General features: G+C 61.4%; 7 protein-coding genes. 5 read left to right on the forward strand and 2 right to left on the reverse strand.

All coding sequences use genetic code 11. From position 1 onward, the window contains the following. Positions 1-53 precede the first annotated feature (53 nt). Together lapG and lapD are read left to right on the forward strand one after the other, a co-directional pair. A complete protein-coding gene (gene lapG / locus NF676_RS01240; protein WP_056786901.1) occupies positions 54-746 on the forward strand; it encodes a cysteine protease LapG in 693 nt (230 codons plus the stop codon). A 14-nt stretch (positions 747-760) separates the two neighbouring features. Next, the gene (lapD, locus tag NF676_RS01245; protein ID WP_252887095.1) at positions 761-2,707 is read left to right on the forward strand and encodes a cyclic di-GMP receptor LapD; all 1,947 of its coding nucleotides are present in this window, start codon (positions 761-763) and stop codon (positions 2,705-2,707) included. Between the two features lie 209 nt (positions 2,708-2,916). On the opposite strand, the gene NF676_RS01250 is transcribed toward lapD, so the two are convergent. Both NF676_RS01250 and NF676_RS01255 read right to left on the reverse strand, forming a co-directional pair. Beyond that, positions 2,917-3,255: a hypothetical protein gene (locus NF676_RS01250; RefSeq protein ID WP_016772279.1), complete on the reverse strand. Its 339-nt coding sequence runs from the start codon at positions 3,253-3,255 to the stop codon at positions 2,917-2,919. A 149-nt stretch (positions 3,256-3,404) separates the two neighbouring features. Then, positions 3,405-19,343 carry a LapA family giant adhesin gene (locus NF676_RS01255; protein WP_252887096.1) on the reverse strand — a complete coding sequence of 5,313 codons (15,939 nt, stop codon included), beginning with the start codon at positions 19,341-19,343 and terminating at the stop codon, positions 3,405-3,407. Positions 19,344-19,704: 361 nt separating this feature from the next. Between NF676_RS01255 and NF676_RS01260 the strand changes: the two genes are divergently transcribed. Genes NF676_RS01260 through NF676_RS01270 form a run of 3 tightly spaced genes read left to right on the forward strand, consistent with a single transcriptional unit; the run spans position 19,705 to position 24,604 of the window. Continuing rightward, positions 19,705-21,057: a TolC family outer membrane protein gene (locus tag NF676_RS01260; protein ID WP_016772278.1), complete on the forward strand. Its 1,353-nt coding sequence runs from the start codon at positions 19,705-19,707 to the stop codon at positions 21,055-21,057. Positions 21,058-21,090: 33 nt separating this feature from the next. Next, positions 21,091-23,247 (forward strand): type I secretion system permease/ATPase, encoded by a 2,157-nt coding sequence (locus NF676_RS01265; RefSeq protein WP_122508361.1) that lies wholly within the window; start codon positions 21,091-21,093, stop codon positions 23,245-23,247. Then, positions 23,237-24,604, forward strand: a complete 1,368-nt coding sequence (locus tag NF676_RS01270; RefSeq protein WP_024011116.1) for an HlyD family type I secretion periplasmic adaptor subunit — start codon at positions 23,237-23,239, stop codon at positions 24,602-24,604. Before NF676_RS01265 ends, NF676_RS01270 begins: the two co-directional genes overlap by 11 nt. The last annotated feature ends 294 nt before the right edge of the window (positions 24,605-24,898 follow it).

Raw genomic sequence — 24,898 nt, forward strand, 5'->3', positions numbered from 1 at the left:
CGGGCTAAGCTTCACCATCAAACGCTTCCTTTCTGTCCTTCTGGAAACCTGCAGTGGCGGTACGTTTCGCGATCCCTCGGACCTTGCGCTGGCTTGGCTGCGCATTGCTGCTGGCCGGCGTCATGCTGGGCGGTCTGCACGCCGATTGGGATTTTTCCGCGATCAGCCGCAAGGCCACTGCTCTTTATGGGCCACTGGGCGCCGGGCAGCAGCGCATCGATGCCTGGCAGAATCTGCTGGCGACGCAGAAGCAGGCCAGTGAGATGGACAAGCTCAAAGTGGTGAACCTGTTCTTCAACAAGCAGGTGCGTTACGTCGAAGACATCGATCTGTGGCGCGAAGTGGATTACTGGGAAACCCCGATCGAAGCGCTGTGGAAGGGCGCCGGCGACTGTGAAGACTATGCCATCGCCAAGTATTTCAGCCTGCGCCATCTCGGCGTTTCCAGTGACAAGCTGCGCATCACCTACGTCAAGGCGCTGCGCCAGAACCGCGCGCACATGGTGTTGACGTACTATGCGACCCCCGATGCCATGCCGCTGGTGCTCGACAGCCTGATCGATCCGATCCAGCCGGCGGCGCAGCGAACCGATTTGCTGCCGGTCTACTCTTTCAATGCCGAAGGTTTGTATCTGCCAGGCGCCAAGGGCAATAAAAAGGTCGGCGACACCAAACGCCTGTCACGCTGGCAGGATGTGCTGAAAAAAATGCAGGCCGAAGGTTTCCCGGTCGAGACGACTAACTAGGAGCACGCGCTCAGATGTCTTTGTTCAAACAGCTGTTGATCGCTATCTGTCTGTTCCTGGTCGTGGCCTTCACCGGCAGCTTCATGGTCAGCCTGGAGAGCTCGCGCACCCAGTACGTCAACCAGTTGCGCTCCCACGCACAGGACGCGGCGACGGCGCTGGCGTTGTCGCTGACGCCGAATATCGACGACCCGGCGATGGTCGAGCTGTTGGTCAGTTCGATTTTCGACAGCGGTTATTACGCGAGCATCCGCGTGGTCGACGTGAAGACCGACCAGACCATTGTCGAGCGTAGCGGTACCCCGGCGGTGAGCAATGTGCCGGACTGGTTCGTCAAACTGATCGGCCTCGAGCCGGCTGGTGGCGATGCACTGGTCAGTCGTGGCTGGGAGCAGGCGGCGCGGGTCGAAGTCGTCAGCCATCCGATGTTCGCCGTGGCCAAGCTGTGGCAGAGCGCACTGGGCAGCCTTGGCTGGTTGCTGATCTGCGGTGCATTGAGTGCGGTGCTCGGCGCGCTGTTGCTGCGTCGGCAGTTGAAGCCGCTCGATTACATGGTTCAGCAGTCCCATGCGATTGCCCGCCGCGAGTTTCTCAGCCTGTCGGATCTGCCGCGCACGCCTGAATTGCGTCGCGTGGTGCAGGCGATGAATCAGATGGTCGAGAAGCTCAAGACGCTGTTTCAGGAGCAGGCCGAGCGCAGTGAAAAACTGCGTACCGAGTCCTATCAGGACAACCTCACCGGCCTGGCCAACCGTCGTTATTTCGAGATGCAACTGAACAACCGCGTGAGCAACCCGGAGCAGGCCAGTTCCGGTTATTTGCTGCTGTTGCGGGTCAAGGATCTGGCCGGGCTCAACCAGCGTCTCGGCGGCCAGCGTACCGACCAATTGCTCAAGGCTGTCGGTGAGCAACTGACCCGCGAGTGCGCCAGATATCCACAAACCCAGGACTTGGTAACGCGCATTCGCGGCGGTGAATTCGCCGTGCTGGCGCCGGGGCTGGTGCGTGAGGAAGCGCTGCAACTGGCGCAGAATCTCGACAATGCCCTGAGCAGCCTGCATGCCACTGGCGCGACCGATGTGCCGGCGGTGGCTTCGATCGGGCTGGCGCCCTTCGCTCACGGCGACTCCCCGCAAGCGGTGCTGACACTGGGCGATCAGGCACTCGCGCAGGCCGAAGGCCAAGGCGAGCAGAATTGGGCGTGCATCGATCAGAGTCTGGTGGCGGAGGTCGGTGACGACCATCACGCTTGGCATCGACTGCTGGATCAGGCCTTGAGTCAGCAGCGTTTCGAGTTGTATTTCCAGCCGGTGGTCGCCGCGCAGGACACGCAACTGGTGCTGCATTACAAGGTCCTGTCGCGCCTGCTCGACGAGCAGGGCCAGACCATTCCCGCCGGGCGCTTTCTGCCGTGGCTGGAGCGCTTCGGCTGGACCGCGCGGCTTGACCGGCTGATGCTCGAACGCGTGCTCGAGCAGATGAAGGGGCACGAGGATTCGCTGGCGCTGAACCTGTCCTCGGCGACGCTGGCCGACCCGCAGGCGCTGAACAAGGTCTTCGAGATTCTGCGCGCGCATTCCAATCTCGGCGCGCGTCTGACTCTGGAAATCGGCGAGGAGCAATTGCCTGAACAGGCCGTGCTGGAACAGTTGACCCGACGCCTGCGCGAGCTCGGTTTCTCGCTGAGTCTGCAGCGCTTCGGCGGGCGCTTCAGCATGATCGGCAACCTGGCGCGGTTGGGTCTGGCGTACTTGAAGATCGATGGCAGCTACATTCGGGCGATCGATCAGGAGAGCGACAAGCGCCTGTTCATCGAAGCGATCCAGCGCGCAGCGCACAGCATCGATCTGCCGCTGATTGCCGAGCGGGTCGAGACTGAAGGGGAGTTGTCAGTGATTCGCGAGATGGGCTTGTATGGCGTGCAGGGGCAGTTGCTCGGTGAGCCGAAGCCTTGGGGGTGAGCCAATAAGCGCCCTCACCCTAACCCTCTCCCAGAGGGAGAGGGGACTGACCGTGGGATATTTACGAGATACGCCGACGTGCAAGAGCTCCACTGAATCCAAAATCGACTCGATCGCTCAGGTCGATGGATAGCGCAAGACACCTCGATCGGCCCCCTCTCCCTCAGGGAGAGGGCTGGGGTGAGGGTAAGCTTTGGATCCTGGGAGGATCAGATCAACCCACCCTCATCCTCATCGATCAACTGGCTCAACCCGCCCAGCGCTTCACGTGCCTGGGTACGATCCATCAGTTTGGCCTGGGCCGCCGCTGGCAGGTCAGTGACGCGGATCACGCCTTTCTGGGTCAGCACCTGAATCAGGTCGTCGAGTACCCGAATCATTTCAAAGTCGCTCTGCTTGAGCTGTTTGAGGCTGTTTTCCACGGCTTCGTTGGCGTACCACGCCTGAATCTCATGGTTATCGGCGGGCAGCGTTTCCGTGGCCTCGGCGTACGCCGCAGCTTCCACGCGAATCAACTGGCCTTGCGCATCGCGTTGCACGTAAAACATTGAGCATCCCTCACAAATGAACAGCGTCATGCTGTCAGCAGCATAGCCAACTGCGCGCCAGTATGCGGGGCGCCGATCAAATCGTCACCGCTACATTGCCCGCAAACGCGACGGCCGCCTCACAAGAGGCGGCCGTTGTTGTTTCAGCCTCAGCTGTTGTTGTGATCGACCTTGATGGTCGGATCGCTGCCGGCAATCAGGTTGTGCAGGTTGGCGCTCGCCCAATTGTTGCCTTCCAGTTTGATCGTCACGTCCGGCGTGGCCGCAGCGGCATCGCCCGAGTTGAATTTGCCCGCCGAGCTGACTTGCAGCGACGACGTGCCATCCACTGTGGTGATCTTCAGGAAGTTGTCGATCGTGCTGCCGGTCTCGCCCTGCAACAGGTCGCGCAGGTCGATGCGGTCGCCTTCGCTGGCTTTGAAATCCTTGATCACATCGCTACCGGTGTCGCCCGATTTCCAGACGAAGGTGTCGCCACCGGAACCGCCGATGAGGATGTCGTTGCCCTGACCGCCGATCAGCGTGTCGTTGCCGGTGCCGCCGAGCAGGATGTCATTGCCTTTGCCGCCGTCGAGCAGGTCGTTGCCGCCCGAGCCGAACAGGATGTCATTGCCTGCGCCACCGAGCAGCGTGTCGTTGCCGTCGTGCGCGCCGGACACATCGAACGCCTGATAGTGCTCGGTGATGTACTGGTGCACGTTGCTGGTGGTGACTTTGCTGACGTCGACGCCGGTCTCTTTGGCAACGAACGCCTGCATCGCCTGGTAACCCTCGCCGGCAATGCCGTTGAAGCTGACCAGATCGCCGAACAGGATGTCGTTGCCTTCGCCACCGTTGACGGTGTCGTTACCCGGCATCGTCGCTTCGGTATGGCCGATGATCGAGTTGGCCAGGTCCTTCGGATCGATGTTGGTTTGCGGCGTTTTGTCCGAATCGTACGGCTTGAGGTCGTTGAGGCTGACGTCGTTGTTCAGACCAATGGCTTCGACGCTCGACAACCCGCTCAACAAGGCAAAGCCGCTGGTCGAGTTGCTGGTCGTCGACGAGTTGGTGCTGTTGCCGGTACCCGCGAGGTTCGACAATTCATAAGTACCGTCGCCCTGCGCATGAATCGTGCCCAGGGTCTCGCTGCTCCAGCCCCACCACGAGTTGTAGGTTTGCAGCACAACGCTGCCGGCACTGTTGATGGTCAGGTAGTGCGAGTTGTCGATGTAGGTGCTGAACGTGTCGCCCTGCTTGTAGTTGCTGGTGTTTACCACGCTGTCGAGTTTCACGTTGCCATACAGCGTCGGGTTGGTCTGCTCGCCGGTCTGGTAGTAAGTCGGCTGGCCATCGGTGATGAAGTACGTGAGGTTCTTCGCCCCGGTGTTGGCCACTGCGTCGGCGCTCTGGAACCAGTTGGCCGTGGTCTTGAACACGTCCTCATAGTTGGTACCGCCGCCAGAGCCCATCGAGTTGAGTACGGCTTTGAGCATCGTCAGCGCGTTCGGGTCGTTGAGATTCACCGACACCGATTTGTTGACCTGGGTATCGAAGTCCACCAGGAATATGTTCACCGTGCCCGAGTTGCTGCCGCCCAGGCTTTGCTTGAGGCTGTTGAACACCGAGGTCAGCGAGTCTTTCGCGGCGTTCAGCGACGAAGTGCTCATGCTGCCCGAGCTGTCGACCATGAACGCAATGTTGTAGTTGGTGCCCGGCACCACGGTCAGGCCGCCGATGTCAGCGACGATGATGTCGTTGGCGTCGGTGCCGATGACGTTGTCATCACCCGAGGTGGCGGTGACCGCGTTGTACACCGCAGGCACTACCGTGACCGGAATGGTCGCGGTGCTGCTTGCCGAGCCGCCGACCTGTTCGGTGGACGTCGAGGTCACGGTCAGGTTGAACTGGCCGTTGTAGTAGGTCGGCGGAGTCACGGTCAGAGAGCCGAGGTTCCAGCCGGTGACGTTGGCTTCGCCATTGCTCGCGGTAACGGTGAAGGTATGCCCCGCGCCATCGCTGAGCACCGAACCGACCGGTGCGCCGCTGATCTTCACGCTCAGGGTTTCCGAGCCGTCGGTGTCGGTCAGCGCGGTGCTGATTGCCGACAGTTTCACCGTGGTGCCTTCAGCGCCGGTGTTGAGCTTGTAGCCGTCGTAATAACCTTCGCCGTTGGTGCCGTGCAGATCGGAGACGGTCACGCCCGAGTTGATCAGGTCCTGCACACCGGTGTAGATCGGCACGCCGGCGTTGCTCAGATCGATTGGCGTGCCGCCGTTGACCGACAGGTTGACGTCGTAGCTGCCCGGGCCGCTCTGATTGTGGTGGTAGATGTCGAGCGTGTAGTAACCGCTGGTGGTCGGGGTGAACGAGCCGTTGATCGCACCGCCCGCGCCCCAGGTACCCGACGCCACGTTCTTGCCGCCGATGGTGATCAGCAGGCTGTCATCGGCCACGCCGCTGAAGCTGTAGGTCTTGCCGGCTTCCAGGTAGATCAGGCCCGAGGTCTTCGACGCCGTACCGGCGGCGACACTGCCGTCAGACTGCACGTTGGTGACGTTGCCGCTGGAGTTCGGTTTGCCGGCGGCGTCGATCACGTTTTTCAGGGTGGTCGAGTTCGCGCCGCTGCCGTCAGTGCCCAGCCCCGCGAGACCGGTCCAGACTTCCTTGATCAGGCCGGTGGATTTCACGCTGTTGTCAGCCACGGCTACGGTCGGCGCATCCGCCACTGGCGTGATGTCGATCTTCACCGTGCCGGTGCTGCCCAGCGTCTGGCCATCGGTAGGCTGGAACTTGATCTGCGCGTAGTCCGCCTGATTGTTGCCCAGGCCGGTGCCGCCATAACCGTTGGTGCCCGACTCGTTGGCATCCGGCAGGAAGCGCAGCTTGCCGGCGTCGATGTCGGCCTTGCTGAAGGTCTGGTTGTTGGCAACATCCTTCCAGGTCGAGCCGTCCAGATACTGCAGTTTGCCCTCGCCCGGCAGTTGCGTGATCTTGATACCGAGGCTGCTCGCCGGGCTGTCGACATCGCTGACGCCGAAGGTCGACCAGCCGAGTACCAGCGGCGTGTCTTCGTTGCCGGTGACATTGCTCGGCGCAGCAACCGGTGCATCGTTGACCGCCACCACGTTGACCGTGGTCGTCGCGGTGTTGGAGTAATTGCCGCCATCAGTCACCGTCACGGTGATGACGCGCGGCACGGTGCTCGGGTTTTCGCTGCTGTTGGTGAAACTGATGTTCTTGATGGCCTGCATGTAGTCGGCCAGGGTCGCGTTACCCGAGAGGGTCAGGGTCACCGTGCCGTTGGTGCTGTTGGCATTGATGGTGATGCCGTTGACGCTATTGCCCAGATTCAGCGCATCGCCGTCCTGACGGTTGGTCAGTACCACAGTGGCGCCGGTCAGCATCGTGCTGTCCGGGTCGGTGATGCTGATGTCGGTGTCAGCGATCGACACGCCGGCGCCCGGGGTGTTCTCGGTGAACGTCACTTTGTAATCGGCACCGGTCGCACCGCTGGAGTTGTTGGCATCCAGATCCAGCACCGGTGGCGCATCGTTGTCGATGATCGAGGTGCTGACGCTGCCATTGGTGCTGCTGACCGCGAGGTTCTCGAAGTTGCCGCCGGTAGCCGAATCGATCTTGACCACGAAGTTCTCGGTGCCTTCGGTGATCTTGTCATCGAGGGTGACGACGTTGAACTGCGCGCTGCTGGCGCCCGCCGGGATCTTCACGGTGTACACGCCGGTGAAGTCCGAACCGTCGGCAGCAGTGCCGCTGTAGACGATTTTCAGGGTCACTTCGGTCTGCGCCGGGTGATTGAGGCTGACGGTATAGCTGGCGGTCTGGCCTTCGGTCACCGAGCTGCTGCCAGTGATGCTGACGGTGGTGGTGTCGATGGTGTCGGTGACGCTGGTCACTGCTGGCGTGGTGCTCGATACCAGTTTTTCGAAGTTGCCACCGGTGGCGCTGCTGATGGTCGCCTGCACGGTGCCGGCGTCTTTGTAGACGTCGTCAGCTGGCGCTGGAACGTTCACGGTGCCGGTGGTTTCGCCCGCTTTGATGGTGATCACGGCACCGTTCGACAGGGTCACGGTCACTGGCGAGCCAGCGGCGTTGGTCAGGGTCGCGGTGTAAGTGATCTGGCCACCTTCGGCCACGGAACCGGTCGCGCTGAGCGACAGGTTGGTGGTGTCGACGGTGTCGGTCACGGTGGTGCTGACCGGAGTCTTGTCGGCGACGAGGTTTTCGAAGTTGCCGCCGCTGACGTTGGTAATCGAGTTGGTCAGCGGCGCGTTGCCGGTCAGCGCATCGTTCGGTGCGACGGCAGTTACGGTGCCGGTAGTCTGGCCGACCGCGATGGTGATGTTCTGGCCGTTGGCCAAAGTGACCACCACTGGCGAACCGGTGACTGGCGCGCCGACGGTCGCGGTGTAGACGACGTTGCCGCCTTCTGCCGCTGTGGCGGTTGCGCTCAGTTTTACGGTGGTGGTGTCGATGGTGTCGGTGACGCTGGTCACGGCTGGCGTGGTGCTCGGTACCAGGTTTTCGAAGTTGCCACCGGTAGCGCTAGTGATCGTTGCCTGGACGGAACCGGCGTCTTTGTAGACGTCATCGGACGGGGCCGGAACGGTTGCGGTGCCGGTGGTTTCGCCAGCCTTGATGGTGATCACAGCGCCGTTCGACAAGGTCACGGTCACTGGCGAACCAGCGGCGTTGGTCAGGGTCGCGGTGTAGGTGATCTGGCCACCTTCGGCCACCGAGTTGGTGGCGCTGAGCGACAGATTTGTAGTGTCGGTAACGTCGGTGACAGAAGTCGAAACCGGAGTTTTGTCGGCGACTAGATCTTCGAAGTTGCCGCCGGTTACGCCAGTGATCGAGTTGGTGATCGGAGCGTTGCCAGTCAGCGCATCGTTCGCAGCAACAGCGGTTGCGGTGCCAGTGGTCTGGCCGACGCCGATGGTGATGGTCTGGCCGTTGGCCAGAGTCACGACGACAGGCGAACCGGTTACCGGCGCGCCGACGGTGGCGGTGTAAGTCACGGTGCCGCCTTCAGCCACCGAAGTATCGGCGGTCAGTTTGACGGTCGACGTGTCGATGGTGTCAGTGACTGTCGTCACGGCCGGAGCTGTGCTCGGTACCAGATTCTCGAAGTTGCCACCGGTAGCGCTGGTGATCGTCGCCTGCACAGAGCCGGCATCTTTGTAGACGTCATCAGACGGTGCAGGAACGGTCACATTACCGCTGGTTTCGCCAGCCTTGATGGTGATCACAGCACCGTTCGACAGGGTCACGGTCACTGGCGAGCCAGCGGCGTTGGTCAGCGTAGCGGTGTAAACGATCGAGCCACCTTCAGCCACAGAACCGGTCGCCGAGAGCGACAGGTTGGTGGTGTCGGTAACGTCCGTGACAGAAGTCGAAACTGGAGTTTTGTCTGCAACCAGATCTTCGAAATTGCCGCCAGTTACGCCTGTGATCGAGTTGGTGATCGGGGCGTTGCCGGTCAGCGCATCGTTCGCAGCAACAGCGGTTGCAGTGCCAGTAGTCTGGCCAATGCCGATGGTGATGGTCTGACCGTTGGCCAGAGTCACGACCACAGGTGAGCCGATGACCGGAGCACTCACAGTGGCGGTGTAGGTGACCGTGCCGCCTTCAGCCACCGATGTATCGGCGGTCAGTTTGACTGTCGAGGTATCGATGGTGTCGGTGACAGTCGTCACGGCCGGAGCTGTGCTCGGTACCAAGTTCTCGAAGTTGCCACCGGTAGCGCTAGTGATCGTCGCCTGCACAGAACCGGCATCTTTGTAGACGTCGTCGGACGGTGCAGGAACAGTTGCGGTGCCGGTGGTTTCGCCAGCCTTGATGGTGATCACAGCGCCGTTCGACAAGGTCACGGTCACTGGCGAACCAGCGGCGTTGGTCAAGGTCGCGGTGTAAGTGATCTGGCCACCTTCCGCCACCGAATTGCTGGCGCTCAAGGACAGATTTGTCGTGTCGGCAACGTCGGTGACAGAAGTCGAAACTGGAGTTTTGTCCGCAACCAGATCTTCGAAATTGCCGCCGCTCACGCCAGTGATCGAGTTGGTGATCGGAGCGTTGCCCGTCAGCGCATCGTTCGCAACAACAGCGGTTGCGGTGCCAGTAGTCTGGCCGACGCCGATGGTGATGGTCTGACCATTGGCCAGAGTCACAACCACTGGCGAGCCGGTGACCGGAGCGCCGACGGTGGCGGTGTAGGTCACGGTGCCGCCTTCAGCCACCGAAGTGTCGGCGGTCAGTTTGACGGTCGAGGTGTCGATGGTGTCGGTGACTGTCGTCACGGCCGGAGCTGTGCTCGGTACCAGATTCTCGAAGTTGCCACCGGTAGCGCTGGTGATCGTTGCCTGGACGGAACCGGCGTCTTTGTAAACGTCGTCGGACGGTGCAGGAACAGTTGCGGTGCCGGTGGTTTCGCCAGCCTTGATGGTGATCACGGCGCCGTTCGACAGGGTCACGGTCACTGGCGAGCCAGCGGCGTTGGTCAGGGTCGCGGTGTAGGTGATCTGGCCACCTTCGGCCACCGAGTTGGTGGCGCTCAAAGACAGATTGGTGGTGTCGACGGTGTCGGTCACGGTGGTGCTGACCGGGGTCTTGTCGGCGACGAGATTCTCGAAATTGCCGCCGCTGACGTTGGTGATGGCGTTGGTGATCGGGGCGTTGCCGGTCAGCGCATCGTTCGCAGCAACAGCGGTTGCAGTGCCAGTAGTCTGGCCGACACCGATGGTGATGGTCTGGCCGTTGGCCAGAGTTACCACAACTGGCGAGCCGGTGACCGGAGCGCCGACTGTGGCGGTGTAGGTCACGGTGCCGCCTTCAGCCACCGAAGTGTCGGCGGTCAGTTTGACTGTCGAGGTATCGATGGTGTCGGTGACAGCCGTCACGGCCGGAGCTGTGCTCGGTACCAGATTCTCGAAGTTGCCACCGGTAGCGCTAGTGATCGTTGCCTGGACGGAACCGGCATCTTTGTAGACGTCATCGGACGGTGCCGGAACGGTCACATTACCGCTGGTTTCGCCAGCCTTGATGGTGATCACAGCACCGTTCGACAGGGTCACGGTCACTGGCGAGCCAGCGGCGTTGGTCAGCGTAGCGGTGTAAACGATCGAGCCACCTTCGGCCACGGAACCGGTCGCACTCAGCGACAGGTTGGTGGTGTCGGTAACGTCCGTGACAGAAGTCGAAACTGGAGTTTTGTCTGCAACCAGATCTTCGAAATTGCCGCCAGTTACGCCTGTGATCGAGTTGGTGATCGGGGCGTTGCCGGTCAGCGCATCGTTCGCAGCAACAGCAGTTGCAGTGCCAGTAGTCTGGCCAATGCCGATGGTGATGGTCTGACCGTTGGCCAGAGTTACCACAACTGGCGAGCCGGTGACCGGAGCGCCGACTGTGGCGGTGTAAGTCACGGTGCCGCCTTCAGCGACCGAAGTATCGGCGGTCAGTTTGACGGTCGAGGTATCGATGGTGTCGGTGACTGTCGTCACGGCCGGAGCAGTGCTTGGTACCAGGTTTTCGAAGTTGCCGCCGGTGGCGCTGGTGATCGTCGCCTGGACGGAACCGGCGTCTTTGTAAACGTCATCGGACGGTGCCGCAACGGTCACATTGCCGGTGGTTTCGCCTGCTTTGATGGTGATGACAGCGCCGTTCGACAAGGTCACGGTCACTGGCGAGCCAGCGGCGTTGGTCAGCGTAGCGGTGTAAACGATCGAGCCACCTTCGGCCACGGAACCGGTCGCACTCAGCGACAGGTTGGTGGTGTCGGTAACGTCCGTGACAGAAGTCGAAACTGGAGTTTTGTCTGCAACCAGATCTTCGAAATTGCCGCCAGTTACGCCAGTGATCGAGTTGGTGATCGGGGCGTTGCCGGTCAGCGCATCGTTCGCAGCAACAGCGGTTGCAGTGCCAGTAGTCTGGCCAATGCCGATGGTGATGGTCTGACCGTTGGCCAGAGTTACCACAACTGGCGAGCCGGTGACCGGAGCGCCGACTGTGGCGGTGTAAGTCACGGTGCCGCCTTCAGCGACCGAAGTATCGGCGGTCAGTTTGACGGTCGAGGTATCGATGGTGTCGGTGACTGTCGTCACGGCCGGAGCAGTGCTTGGTACCAGGTTTTCGAAGTTGCCGCCGGTGGCGCTGGTGATCGTCGCCTGGACGGAACCGGCGTCTTTGTAAACGTCATCGGACGGTGCCGCAACGGTCACATTGCCGGTGGTTTCGCCTGCTTTGATGGTGATGACAGCGCCGTTCGACAAGGTCACGGTCACTGGCGAGCCAGCGGCGTTGGTCAGCGTAGCGGTGTAAACGATCGAGCCACCTTCGGCCACGGAACCGGTCGCACTCAGCGACAGGTTGGTGGTGTCGGTAACGTCCGTGACAGAAGTCGAAACTGGAGTTTTGTCTGCAACCAGATCTTCGAAATTGCCGCCAGTTACGCCAGTGATCGAGTTGGTGATCGGGGCGTTGCCGGTCAGCGCATCGTTCGCAGCAACAGCGGTTGCAGTGCCAGTAGTCTGGCCGACACCGATGGTGATGGTCTGGCCGTTGGCCAGAGTCACGACCACAGGCGAGCCGGTGACCGGAGCACCCACAGTGGCGGTGTAGGTGACCGTGCCGCCTTCAGCGACCGAGGTATCGGCGGTCAGTTTGACCGTCGAAGTGTCGATGGTATCGGTGACATTCGTCACCGCTGGAACCGCGCTTGGCACCAGGTTCTCGAAGTTGCCGCCGGTCGCACCCTCGATGGTCACTTCGACTTTGCCGGCATCTTTATAGACGTCATCTTTAGGTGCGTCGACGGTCACGGTGCCGGTGGTTTTGCCTGCATCGATAGTGATGGTGGCGCCGTTCGACAGGGTCACGGTCACCGGTGTGCCGGCCGGGTTGGTCAGGGTTGCGGTGTAGGTGATCTGGCCGCCTTCGGCGACCGAGTCGCTGGCGCTCAGGTTCAGATTGGTGGTGTCGGTAGTGTCGGAAACCACGGTGTCTGCGGACTTGCCGTCGACCACCAGTTTTTCGTAATTGCCACCCGTGGCGCCATCAATGGTCACGCTCAACGAGCTGCCGCCCGCCAGCGGGCTGTTCGGCGCGACGTAGTTGACGCTGCCGGTGGTTTCGCCAACGGCGATGGTGATGGTCTGGCCGTTGGACAGGCTGACGGTGACCGGCGAACCGGTCACTGGCGCGCCCACGGTCGCGGTGTAGACCACGGTTTCGCCTTCAGCGACGTTCGCAGTGGCGCTCAGCGACACGGTGGTGGTGTCGATGGTGTCGTTGACCGTGGTCACCGCCGGCGCTGTGCTGGTGACGAGGTTTTCGAAGTTGCCGCCGGTTGCGCTCTGGATGGTCGCTTCAACGCTGCCGGCGTCTTTGTAGACGTCATCTTTCGGTGCATCGACGGTCACGGTGCCGGTGGATTTGCCGGCCTCGATGAGGATTGTCGCACCGTTCGACAGGGTCACGGTGACCGGTGTGCCGGCGGCGTTGCTCAGGGTTGCGGTGTAGGTAATCTGGCCGCCTTCGTTCACCGCGCCGGTCGCGCTGAGCGACAGGTTGGTGGTGTCGACGGTGTCGGTCACGGTGGTGCTGACCGGGGTCTGGTCGGCGACAAGATTTTCGAAATTACCGCCGCTGACGTTGGTGATCGAGTTGGTCAGCGGCGCGTGGCCGGAGAGGACGTCGTTCGGCGCGGTGGTGCTCACGCTGCCGCTGGTCTTGCCGACTTCGATAGTGATGTTCTGACCATTGGCCAGGGTCACGACCACAGGCGAACCGGTGACCGGCGCGCCGACGGTGGCGGTGTAGGTGACGGTGCCACCTTCGGCCGCGGTTTCGGTGGCGGTCAGTTTGACCGTCGAGGTGTCGACGGTGTCGGTGACATCAGTAACCGCTGGCGTGGTGCTTGGCACCAGGTTTTCGAAGTTGCCGCCGGTGGCGTCCTTGATCGTGACTTCAACTTTGCCGGCGTCTTTGTAGACGTCATCGGCAGGTGCCGGAACGGTGACGGTGCCGCTGGTTTTGCCGGCCTCGATGGTGATCACCGCGCCGTTGCTCAGATTTACGGTCACCGGGGTACCGGCCGGGTTGCTCAGGGTCGCGGTGTAGACAATCGAACCGCCCTCGGCGACGGAGCCGGTCGCGGACAGCGACAGGTTGGTGGTGTCGGCGACGTCGGTTACCGAGGTCACCGCCGGGGTTTGGTCGGCGACGAGATTTTCGTAATTGCCACCGCTGGCGCCGTCGATTTTCACGCTCAGAGTGTTGCCGCCGGCCTGTGCATCGTTTGGCGCGGTGAAGTTGACGCTGGCGCTGCTGGCGCCGACCGGAATGGTGATGGTCTGGCCGTTGGACAGAGTCACCAGCACTGGCGAACCGGTGACCGGTGCGGTCACGGACGCGGTGTATACAACCACGCCGCCTTCCACCGCACTGGCGCTGGCGGTCAGCGCAACGGTGCTGTTGTCGATGGTGTCGGTGACATCAGTTACCGCAGGCGTCTTGTCGATCACCAGATTTTCAAAGTTGCCGCCGCTGGTCTTGGCGATGCTCGCATCGACCTTGCCGGCGTCCTTGTACACATCATCGCCAGGCGCGGCGACGGTCGCAGTGCCAGTGCTCGCACCCTTGGCAATGTTGATCACCGCGCCGTTGCTCAGGGTCACGCTCATGGCGGTGCCGGCCGGATTGCTCAGGGTGGCGGTGTAGACGATCGAGCCGCCCTCGGCAACGCTGCCGGTGGCGCTCAGGCTGATGTTGGTGGTGTCGACGGCGTCGGTGACTTTGGTCACCACAGCTGAACGATCGGCCTCGACGCGCTCGAAATTGCCGCCGCTGTGGCTGGCGATCGCCGTCCGCACGTTGCTGCCATCGATGTACGGGGTGTTGGCGGGCGCCGGGAAATTCACCGAGCCGCTGGTCGCGCCAGCGGCAATGTTGATCACCGCGCCGTTGGCCAGGGTCACGGTCATCGCAGTGCCGGCCGGATTGCTCAGGGTCGCGGTGTAGGTGATCTGGCCACCTTCGCTGACGGTATCGCTGGCAGTCAGGGTCAGTGCGGTTGTGTCGACGGTGTCGTTGACCGTGGTGCTGACCGGGGTCTTGCTGACGTCGAGTTTCTCGAAGTTGCCGCCGCTGGCATCGGTCATGGTTACGGTGAGCTTGCTGACGTCCTTGTAGACGTCATCGCTCGGTGCGGCAATCGTCACCGAACCGCTGGTCTTGCCGGCTTCGATGGTGATGGTCTGGCCATTGCTCAGGTTGACGGTCACCGGCGTCTGCGCGGCGTTGGTCAGCGTTGCGGTGTAAGTGATCGAAGAGCCTTCGAGCACATAGCTTTCTGCGCTGAGGGTCAGGTGCGTGGTGTTGACCGTGTCGGCAACATTGGTCACCGCAGGCGTAGTGCTCGGCACCAGATTTTCGAAGTTGCCACCGGTGGCGTCCTTGATGGTCACCTCGACTTTGCCGGCGTCTTTGTAGACGTCATCGGCAGGTGCCGGAACGGTCACGGTGCCGGTGGTCTTGCCGGCTTCAATGGTGATGACCGAGCCGTTGCTCAGATTCACGGTCACAGGCGCGCCGGCCGGGTTGCTCAGCGTCGCGGTGTAGGTGATCTGCCCGCCTTCGTTGACGTTGCCGGTGGCAGTCAGCGCGACGCTGGTGGTGTCGACGGTGTCGGTCACAGTGGTGCTGACCGGGGTCTTGTCGGCGACCAGATTCTCGTAGTTGCCACCGCTGACGTTGGTGATCGAGTTGGTCAGTGGTGCGTGACCGATCTGCACGTCATTCGATACCGGGGCGGTAACGCTGCCGGTGGTCTGGCCGACGGCGATGGTGATGTTCTGGCCGTTGGCCAGGGTCACGACAACTGGCGAGCCGGTGACGGGCGCGCCGACAGTGGCGGTGTAGGTGACGGTGCCGCCTTCAGCGACCGAAGTGTCGGCGGTCAATTTGACCGTCGAGGTATCGATGGTGTCGGTGACTTGAGTGACCGCTGGCGTGGTACTCGGAACGAGATTCTCGAAGTCGCCGCCGGTGGCGCTGGTGATGGTGGCCTGCACGGAGCCGGCGTCTTTGTAGACGTCGTCGGACGGAGCCGGGAAGCTCACATTACCGCTGGTTTCGCCTGCCTTGATGGTGATGACGGCGCCGTTCGACAAGGTCACGGTCACTGGCGAGCCAGCAGCATTGGTCAAGGTTGCGGTGTAAGTGATCTGGCCGCCTTCAGCCACGGAAGCGGTCGCGCTCAGCGACAGATTGGTGGTGTCGGCCACGTCGGTGACGGTGGTCGAAACTGGAGTTTTGTCCGCCACCAGATTTTCGTAGTTGCCACCGGTTACGCCAGTGATCGAATTGGTCAGCGGAGCGTTGCCGGTCAAGGCATCGTTCGGTGCAGTGTAGGTGATGGAGCCAGTGGTCTGGCCGACGGCGATGGTGATGTTCTGACCGTTGGCCAACGTCACGACCACAGGCGAACCGGTGACTGGCGCGCCGACGGTGGCGGTGTAAGTCACGGTGCCGCCTTCGGCAACCGAGGTGTCTGCGCTCAGCTTCACCGTCGAGGTATCGACGGTGTCAGTGATTTCGGTCACAGCCGGCGTAGTGTTCGGCACCAGATTTTCGAAGTTGCCGCCGGTGGCGTCCTTGATGCTGACTTCGACCTGGCCGGCGTCTTTGTAGACGTCATCGGCCGGCGCTGGAACGCTAACGGTGCCGGTGGTTTTGCCGGCATCAATGGTGATCACCGAGCCGTTGCTCAGGGTCACGGTTACCGGGGTGCCGGCCGGATTCGTCAGCGTGGCGGTGTAGGTGATCTGGCCACCCTCGGCCACGGAACCGGTGGCGCTGAGGCTCAGGCCAGTGTCATCCACCGAATCGGTAATCGTGGTGACCGCAGGCGTGTTGCTTGGCACCAGGTTTTCGAAATTGCCACCGGTAGCGCCAGTGATCGTGGTGCTGACGGTGCTGCCATTGTTGTAGACGTCATTGGCCGCCGTCGGCACGTTGACGGTGCCGACGGTTTCGCCGGCCGCGATGGTAATGGTCGAACCATTCGACAGAGTGACGGTTACCGGGGTTTGTGCCGGATTGGTCAGTGTCGCGGTGTAAGTGATCTGACCGCCTTCAACGATGTTGTTGGTCGCGGTCAGGGTCAGGCCAGTGTCATCGACCGAGTCGGTGATGGTGGTCACGGCTGGTGTGGTGTTTGGCACCAGATTTTCGAAATTGCCACCGGTAGCGCCAGTGATCGTGGTGCTGACGGTGCTGCCATTGTTGTAGACGTCGTCGGCCGCTGTTGGCACGTTGACGGTACCGACGGTTTCGCCCGCAGCAATGGTGATGGTCGAGCCGTTCGACAGGGTGACGGTAACCGGCGTCTGCGCTGGATTGGTCAGTGTCGCGGTATAGGTGATCTGACCGCCCTCAACAATGTTGTTGGTCGCTGTCAGGGTCAGGCCCGTGTTGTCGACCGAGTCGGTGATCGTAGTGACTGCTGGCGTGGTGTTCGGCACCAGGTTTTCGAAATTGCCGCCAGTTGCGCCAGTGATCGTGGTGCTGACGGTGCTGCCATTCTTGTACACGTCATTGGCCGCAGTCGGCACGTTGACGGTGCCGACGGTTTCGCCGGCTGCAATGGTGATGGTCGAACCGTTGGACAGAGTGACGGTTACCGGGGTTTGTGCCGGGTTGGTCAACGTCGCGGTGTAAGTGATCTGGCCGCCTTCGACGACGTTATTCGTCGCAGTCAGGGTCAGGCCGGTGTTGTCGACCGAATCGGTGATCGTCGTGACCGCAGGCGTGTTGCTTGGCACCAGGTTTTCGAAATTGCCACCGGTTGCACCAGTGATCGTGGTGCTGACGGTGCTGCCATTGTTGTAAACGTCATTGGCCGCTGTTGGCACGTTGACGGTGCCAACGGTTTCGCCGGCAGCAATGGTGATGGTCGAGCCGTTGGACAGGGTGACGGTTACCGGGGTTTGCGCCGGGTTGGTCAGGGTCGCGGTGTAAGTGATTTGACCGCCTTCAACGATATTGTTGGTCGCAGTCAGGGTCAGGCCGGTGTCATCAACCGAATCAGTGATCGTGGTAACGGCTGGCGTGGTGTTTGGCACCAGGTTTTCGAAGTTGCCGCCAGTTGCGCCAGTGATCGTGGTGCTGACGGTGCTGCCATTGTTGTAGACGTCATTGGCCGCAGTCGGCACGTTGACGGTGCCGACGGTTTCGCCGGCTGCAATGGTGATGGTCGAACCGTTGGACAGAGTGACGGTTACCGGGGTTTGTGCCGGGTTGGTCAACGTCGCGGTGTAAGTGATCTGGCCGCCTTCGACGACGTTATTCGTCGCAGTCAGGGTCAGGCCGGTGTTGTCGACCGAATCGGTGATCGTCGTGACCGCAGGCGTGTTGCTTGGCACCAGGTTTTCGAAATTGCCACCGGTTGCACCAGTGATCGTGGTGCTGACGGTGCTGCCATTGTTGTAAACGTCATTGGCCGCTGTTGGCACGTTGACGGTACCTACGGTTTCGCCAGCCGCGATGGTGATGGTCGAACCGTTCGACAGAGTGACGGTTACCGGCGTCTGCGCCGGGTTGGTCAGGGTGGCGGTGTAAGTGATCTGACCGCCTTCAACGATATTGTTGGTCGCAGTCAGGGTCAGGCCGGTGTCATCAACCGAATCAGTGATCGTGGTAACGGCTGGCGTGGTGTTTGGCACCAGGTTTTCGAAGTTGCCGCCAGTTGCGCCAGTGATCGTGGTGCTGACGGTGCCGCCATTGTTGTAGACGTCGTTGACCGCAGTCGGCACGTTGACGGTGCCCACGGTTTCGCCAGCAGCAATGGTGATGGTCGAACCGTTGGACAGAGTGACAGTTACCGGGGTTTGCGCCGGATTGGTCAGTGTCGCGGTGTAAGTGATCTGACCGCCTTCAACGATATTGTTGGTCGCAGTCAGGGTCAGGCCGGTGTTGTCTACAGAATCGGTGATCGTGGTGACCGCAGGCGTGTTGCTTGGCACCAGGTTTTCAAAGTTGCCGCCGGTAGCGCTGGTAATGGTGGTGCTGACGGTGCTGCCATTGTTGTAGACGTCATTGGCTGGGGTCGGCACGTTGACGGTGCCGCTAGTCTGGCCAGCGCCAATGGTAATGGTCGAGCCATTCGACAGGGTGACGGTAACCGGTGTCTGCGCCGGGTTAGTCAGCGTCGCGGTGTAGGTAATCTGGCTGCCTTCGGTCACGCTCGAACCAGCCGTCAACGTGACGGTAGTGGTGTCGACAGTGTCGGTCACTTGCGTGGTCGCCGGGATAGTCGGCGGGGTCACGGTGATGCCGTTGCCGCCGCTGGTGCCGGTGACGGTCACGTCGATCTGGGTCGGGTCGTTATAGACAGTGTCGTTCGGTGCCAGCGGCACGTTGACGGTGCCGGTGGTGGCGCCGGCGGGAATGACGATTACTGCGCCGTTGGACAGGGTGATGGTCAGGTCGGTCAGCGGCGCCTGGGTCAGGGTCGCGGTGTACACCAGCACGCCGCCGGCTTCGGTGATGGTCGGCGTGGCGCTGAGGCTCAGGGTCGAGTCACGCAGTGCGTTGGTGGTGGTGTCGGTGGTCAGGCCGCCCGTGGTGTCCTGCGCGACTTGCCCGGCAGAATTGATGCCCGCCGTGGGGAAGCCAATGGTCGGATCGACGCGGCCAGCGGTAGCGTCGAGCATGACGAAGCTGTGACCACCACCGGCCGCACCGCCGGTACCTGCGGCGGTCGGGCCGGCCGCGGTGGATTCGAGTGCGGTGGTCGGGTCGACACCGGCGGCGATGGCTTGCTGCAGTTCTTCTACAGAAGGCGCAGCCTGCGCCGTGGCTTCGGCCAGGTCAGTGCTGGAGTCAGGCGAGCTGGCGCTCCACTGAGTGTCACGGCCCAGATCGAGCATGCGGCCATCGGCCAGTTCCAGCGACACCGCGCCGGACAGACCGGTATCGATCTGGTCGCCGACATACAGGCGATCGCCTTCAACGAGTACGCGACGCACGCCCTCTGGGGACACCACGAAAACCTGACCGACAATGCTTTTGACGACGGCAACAACACTGCTCATTGAAGACTCTCCGGGGTGTCACATTCAGTTGACTTCCATGGACCTGACGGGCGTCGGCGCCACTTCAGTCTGGACGTACTTTCTATAAATGGATAACTTATTGACGCTGTATTTCCGTCAATAATCTGGCTATAAATTATCGCGATTAACTTTATGCCAAACTATTGACCTTCTGGGAGCCATCCTAAACAATCGCCCCACTAATGTCACATTGATATTTCCGCGGCGACCTGTCCTTCAGCCTGTCATCCAGTTCCTGTTTTGAACTTTCCGACATACGGTCTTTAGGGTTGCCATCATCCGACGCAGCACCACGTTTCTGCTGTGATTCAAGACAAGAAGTTCCGGGAAAATTCCAACCATGCGTTCGCTTTTGCTCCTTGCCGCTCCCTTCGCTCTCGCCGCCTCTTTTGTACAAGCACAATCCTTACCAGAAGCCATGCAACAGGCGCTGGATGTCCATCCGGAGATTCAGGCGGGGGTCAACAGTCGATTGGCGGCGGATTATCAGTTAAAGGCTGCGAAAGGGGGATACCTGCCCAAGGTCGATCTGCTGGGCGGTTATGGCCGTGAAGGCACTGACAGTGTGACCACGCGAGCGAACGGTGGAAGCAATCACTGGGAGACGTTGAACCGCAGCGAGTCAAGTTTACGTCTCTCGCAAATGGTTTTTGACGGTTTCGCGACGTCCAACGAAGTTGCGCGTCAACAAGCCAACGTCAGCTCCCGTGCTTACTCGCTGCTGGGCACTTCCGAGCGTACTGCACTGACCGTCGCCCAGGTGTATCTGGACGTGCTGACCCGTCGCGAATTCGTGCGTCTGGCCGAGGAGAACCTCAAGAGCCACCAGCGCATCTACGACCAGATCCAGCTGCGCACCCAGCGCGGCGTCGGCAGCGGTGCCGACCTTGATCAGGCCGAAGCGCGCATGGCCCAGGCCCGCAACAACCTGATCACCGAACAGACCAACCTCGCCGACGCGGAAACCAACTTCCTCAGCGCCGTAGGCCAGATGCCCGACCAGCTCGAGCGCCCGGCGCCGTTCATGGCGATGATGCCCGCCAACCTCAATGAAGCCCGCGCGCAGATGTTGGAAAACAGCCCGATCCTGCGTTCCGCCGAGTCGGATATTGCCGCTGCCGAGAAGCAGTTCGCCACCGCCAAATCGACCTTTTACCCGCGCTTCGACGCCGAACTGGGCCGTACCGCCGATAACGATATCGACGGCCAGAACGGCCACAACAATGAATGGCAGGCCATGCTGCGCATGCGCTTCAACCTGTATTCCGGTGGCAGCAACAAGGCTGATCTGGAATCCAAGTCGTACCTGGCCAACCAGGCGCTGGACATCCGTAACAACGCCCTGCGTCAGTTGAACGAAGAGCTCGGCCTGGCCTGGAACGCGCTGAACAACGCCAATGCTCAGGTGCCGATCGCTCAGCAATACGTCGATCGCAGCACCTCGGTGCGTACTGCCTACCAGCGTCAATTCAGCCTCGGCGAACGCACCCTGCTGGACTTGCTCGACAGCGAAAACGAACTGTTCACCGCCTCGCGGCGTCTGGCGGAAATCAAGAACATTCAGTTATTTACTCAGTACCGAATCAAGGCGACCATGGGCCAATTGCTCAAAAGCCAGGGAGTGGTCGCGCCGTTGGCATCCGTTGTGCAGAACGACGTGAAGCCCAAGGTCCAGCTGCCTGGGATGAACTGAGTTATCCCTTTCAACTGTTAAAGAGTGTCGAGCGTGGAATCAGAAGTCAGTCGAGTTCAACTCAGCCATGATCCACGCGCGTTGCATGACGATCCGTTGCTGGATGGTCTGCTCGCCCTGTGCATGCTGCACCAGAAGCCTGCCAGCGCGGCGATGCTGACCACCGGCCTGCCGCTGCCCAAACAACGTTTGAGTGTCGAGTTGCTGCCGCGCGCAGCAGCTCGCGCCGGCCTGCAGGGGCGGGTGTTGCAGCGCAAGCTCGAAGAAATTCCGGCGATCGCCATGCCCGCGCTGTTGCTGCTCAAGGATGGCCGCAGCGCCGTCCTGCTCGGCTGGCAGGGCGACGACGAAGCACGCGTGCTGCTCAGCGAAAGCGATGGCGGCGAATCGGTGGTCAGCCGCGAACTGCTGAGCGACGATTACACCGGCAAAGTGTTCTTCGCCCAGCCGCAGCACAAATTCGACGTCAACCACGGCACGCTGATCCCGCGCGCACGCTCGTGGTTCCGTGACACCCTCAAGCGTTCGCGCTGGCTGTACGCCGATGCGATCGCCGCCAGTTTCCTGATCAACATCATCGCCATGGCCGCGCCGCTGTTCGTGATGAATGTCTACGACCGCGTGGTGCCGAACCAGGCCGAAGCAACCCTTTGGGTGCTGGCGCTGGGCATCACCGGCGCTTACATCTTCGACTTGATCCTCAAGAGCCTGCGCAGCCTGTGCCTGGATCTGGCCGGGAAGAAAACCGACCTGATCATCTCCGCCACGCTGTTCGAGCGCATTGTCGGCATGGCGATGAAATACCGCCCGGCGCGGGTCGGCAGCTTTGCCCAGAACATCCATGAGTTTCAGAGCCTGCGCGACTTTCTCGCGTCGCTGACCCTGACCAGCCTGATCGACCTGCCGTTCACCATCCTGATTTTCATCGTCATCGCCATTCTCGGCGGGCATCTGGTGTGGATTCCGGTGCTGGCTTTCCCGATTGCCCTGCTGATCGGCTACGCCTTGCAGAAGCCGTTGATCGCGACCATGGAACGGACCATGGCGCTGGGCGCCGAGCGCCAGTCGAGCCTGATCGAAACCCTCGCCGGTCTGGACGCGGTCAAGGTCAACAACGCCGAAAGCGAGCGCCAGTATCAGTGGGAGCAGACCATCGGCACCCTCAGCCGCCTCGAGCTGCGAGTGAAAATGCTCTCCGGTCTGGCGATGAACATCACCTTGCTGATCCAGCAACTGGCCGGGGTGATCATGATCGTCTTCGGCGTGTACCAGATCATCGCCGGCAACCTGAGCATGGGCGGGCTGATTGCCTGCTACATGCTCAGTGGTCGTGCGCTGAGCCCGCTGGCGTCGCTGTCCGGCCTGCTCACGCGCTATCAACAGGCGCGGGTGACCATGACTTCGGTCGACCAGATGATGGAGCTGCCCCAGGAGCGCAATTTCGAAGAGCGCCCGCTGAGCCGCAAGGTTTTGCAGGGTGCGATCGAATGCCGTCAGCTCAGCTTCACCTACCCGGACCAGCAGAACCCGGCGCTGAAGAACATCAACCTGGTCATCCGTCCCGGCGAGAAGATCGGCATCATCGGCCGCAGCGGTTCGGGCAAGAGTTCGCTGGCGAAACTGCTGGTGGGCCTTTATCAACCGGACGACGGTGCCTTGCTGGTCGACGGCGTGGACATCCGCCAGATCGACGTCAGCGAACTGCGCTACAACATAGGTTACGTGCCGCAGGACATCCAGCTGCTGTCCGGCACCCTGCGTGACAACCTGGTGTCCGGCGCGCGTTACGTCGAAGACGAGCTGGTGCTGCAAGCCGCCGAACTGGCCGGCGTCCACGAATTCGCCCGTCTGCACCCGCAAGGCTACGAGCTGCAAGTCGGCGAGCGCGGGCAGAACCTCTCCGGCGGCCAACGACAGAACGTCGCCCTGGCCCGGGCGCTGTTGCTCAATCCACCGATCTTGCTGATGGATGAGCCAACCAGTGCGATGGACAACACCGGCGAAGAACGCCTCAAGCAACGCCTCGCAGCAGTGATTGAAAACAAGACCGTGGTGCTGGTCACGCACCGGGCATCGCTGTTGTCGCTGGTCGATCGCCTGCTGGTGATCGATCGCGGGCAGATTCTCGCCGACGGCCCGAAAGCCGCCGTGATGGAAGCGTTGAAGAAGGGGCAGATCAGTGTTGCTTAAGTCCGGTGTCAAGGAGTCGATCCGTCGCTACTTCAAGGGCTCTGCCTCGCTGCAGGGTCAGCCGCTGCCGGAGGTCAACAAGGCGCTGATCGAAGACGCCCCGCGCGTCGTGCGCCTGACCATCTGGGCGATCATCGGCTTTTTCGTGTTCCTCATGCTCTGGGCCAACTTCGCCGTGATCGACGAGGTGACCAAGGGCGACGGCAAGGCGATTCCGTCGTCGAAGATTCAGAAAATCCAGAACCTGGAGGGCGGTATCGTCTCCGAGCTGTTCGTCAAGGAAGGCCAGATCGTCGAGGCCGGCGCGCCGCTGATTCGTCTCGACGACACGCGTTTTGCCTCCAACGTCGGCGAAACCGAGGCTGATCGCCTGTCGATGCTGCTGCGGGTCGAGCGTCTGAGCGCGGAAGTCGATGATCGTCCGCTGAACTTCCCCGAGGACGTACTCAAAGCCGTGCCGGGCCAGGCGAAAAGCGAAGAGTCGCTGTACATCAGCCGCCGTCAGCAGTTACACGATGAAATCGGCGGCTTGCAGGAGCAGTTGATCCAGCGTCAGCAAGAGCTGCGTGAGTTCAGCTCCAAGCAGGCGCAGTACCGTCAGCAACTCGGCTTGCAGCGTCAGGAAATCAACATGTCCGAGCCGCTGGTGGCGCAGGGCGCGGTCTCGCCGGTGGAAGTGTTGCGCCTCAAGCGTGCCGAAGTGGAAACCCGTGGCCAGCTCGACGCGACCACGCTGGCCATCCCGCGCGCCGAATCGGCGATCAAGGAAGTGCAGCGCAAGATCGACGAAACCCGCGGCAAATTCCGCAGCGAAGCGCTGACCCAACTCAACGAAGCGCGCACCGATCTGAACAAGGCCCAGGCCACCGGCAAGGCGCTGGAAGACCGCGTCAGCCGTACGCTGGTTACCTCACCCGTGCGGGGCATCGTCAACAAGTTGCTGGTCAACACTATCGGCGGTGTGATCCAGCCGGGCAGCGACATGGTCGAAATCGTGCCGCTGGACGACACCCTGCTGGTCGAAGCCAAGATCCGCCCGCAGGACATCGCGTTCCTGCATCCGGGTCAGGAAGCAATCGTCAAATTCACCGCCTATGACTACACCATTTACGGCGGGCTCAAGGCGCAGCTAGAGCAGATCGGTGCGGATACCATCACCGACGAAGACAAGAAAACCACTTACTACGTGATCAAAGTGCGCACCGAGCGCAGCCACTTGGGCACGGATGAAAAGCCACTGCTGATCATCCCGGGGATGGTTGCGTCTGTGGATATCATCACGGGCAAGAAGTCGGTGCTGAGCTATTTGCTGAAGCCGATTATCCGGGCGCGGGCTGAGGCGTTGCACGAGCGCTAGATTTTCGGCGCTGGTGACGGCCTATTCGCGAGCAGGCTCGCTCCCACAGGAGATTGCATTCCAACTGTGGGAGCGAGCCTGCTCGCGAAGGCGTCCTCCGAAGCGCTACATATCCGTCGGTAAGTGACACAAATGGTCACCCACCCCCTCACCATTCGCCATATCGTTATTCATTAACGGTATTTAATTTCCAATTCTTATAGCTATAAAGTCACCCACCTGCGTACCTGCCGACCAATCGGCGCGCCGCACGACCTGAACCGACACGCAATCCAGCGTGAGTGTCTGATCGAC

It is taken from the genome of Pseudomonas siliginis, from assembly GCF_024072275.1.
Taxonomy (GTDB): domain Bacteria; phylum Pseudomonadota; class Gammaproteobacteria; order Pseudomonadales; family Pseudomonadaceae; genus Aquipseudomonas; species Aquipseudomonas siliginis.